Annotated in this window: 1 protein-coding gene; it reads right to left on the bottom strand. The window is 57.4% G+C overall.

What is annotated here, in order from left to right; all coding sequences use genetic code 11:
- Nucleotides 1-646: 646 nt before the first annotated feature.
- Nucleotides 647-1,546 (bottom strand): hydroxymethylglutaryl-CoA lyase, encoded by a 900-nt coding sequence (locus QMX91_RS31045; RefSeq protein ID WP_027614624.1) that lies wholly within the window; start codon nucleotides 1,544-1,546, stop codon nucleotides 647-649.
- Nucleotides 1,547-1,656: the final 110 nt, after the last annotated feature.

Below are 1,656 nucleotides of genomic sequence, written 5' to 3'. Positions count from 1 at the left end.
GGCTTGCTCGCGAATGCGGTGTATCAGATACAAATTTGTCGCCTGACACTCAGCATTCGCGAGCAAGCCCGCTCCCACAGGGAATCTGTGATGTTTTCAGGAATCACAGAAAGCACAAAGGGGAGCCGAGGCTCCCCTTTAATTTTGTCGTCGCGTGCTCTTTTTTATTATTGAGGGGCGGTCTGTTGTTGTTTTTGGCAACCGTGGCCCTTTACCGCTGTTTTTGGCGACCCCCATCCGGGGTCAAGAGCAAACGTATTTTTTTGAGCGCTGATCTGCTTTCTCGTTAAACGATCCAACCGATTCGGGAGCTACCTGAAGGTAGTTTTATTGTTCTCTGCCCGGTTGCGGGTCACTCCTGAGAGCACCCTGAAAAGCACATCTTCTCCAAAAAAATCTGTTAGCTGCGTCTCTGCCGTGTTGTTTTTGTTATGTCAGAGTCGGTACGTCTTATTTTTATTGGTTTGCTGCTTTTTATTCTTGTTATGCCATAGAGATAGCAGAAGCCGTGCCAACTTTTTAAATCCCTTGTAAATCAATGCCTTGAGATTTTTGAAGGATTTTTCCTTCAGGGCAAACCAGACAATTTGTTTCCGTGTTACTCGACTACGCCCACGTTTCGGACACAGCGGTAACACCTTCGCCCTCACTGGGCGTTACGGGCCTTGGCCACACGCGAACCGCTCGGGCGACCGAGCACCGCGCTGATCTGCTGACCCGCCGCAATCAGGGCGTCGAGGTCGATACCGGTCTCGATGCCCAGGCCGTTGAGCAGGTACACCACGTCTTCGGTGGCGACGTTACCGCTCGCGCCTTTGGCGTACGGGCAGCCGCCGAGGCCGGCGATAGAGCTGTCGAACACCGCGATGCCTTCCAGCAGGCTGGCATAGATGTTGGCCATCGCCTGGCCGTAGGTGTCGTGGAAGTGCCCGGCGAGTTTTTCCCGTGGCACTTGCGCCGACACCACTTCGAACAACCGCCGGGTCGCGCCGGCGGTGCCGGTGCCGATGGTGTCGCCGAGGGACACTTCGTAGCAGCCCATCGCATACAACTCGCGGGCGACCATCGCCACTTGTTCCGGTGCGACCTCGCCTTCATAAGGGCAACCGAGCACGCAGGACACGTAACCGCGCACGGTAACGCCGTGCTGTTTCGCGGCCTCCATGATCGGTGCGAAGCGCGCCAGGCTTTCGCTGATCGAGCAGTTGATGTTGCGCTGCGAGAACGCCTCGGACGCCGCAGCGAACACCGCGACTTCTTTCACGCCGGCAGCCAGCGCATCTTCAAATCCGCGCAGGTTCGGCGCCAGTGCGCCGTAGGTCACACCGGGTTTGCGCTGGATCTGCGCAAACACTTCGGCGGATCCGGCCATCTGCGGCACCCATTTCGGCGAGACAAAACTGCCGACTTCGATATAACCAAGGCCGGCGGCGCTCAGGGCGTCGACCAGTTGCACCTTGTCAGCCACGCTGATCGGTTGGGCTTCGTTCTGCAGGCCATCGCGCGGGCCGACTTCGATCAGGCGTACTTGGGAGGGGAGGGACATGGGTTGACCTGCTCTTCTGGATTCGAGGAGATCCCCTGTAGGAGTGAGCCTGCTCGCGATAGCGGTGAGTCAGTTAATATTTGCTCGACTGACACACCGCTATCGCGAGC

It is taken from the genome of Pseudomonas sp. PS01299 (genome assembly GCF_029960145.1).
GTDB lineage: Bacteria > Pseudomonadota > Gammaproteobacteria > Pseudomonadales > Pseudomonadaceae > Aquipseudomonas > Aquipseudomonas putida_A.
This window is presented reverse-complemented; position numbering and strand designations above follow the sequence as displayed.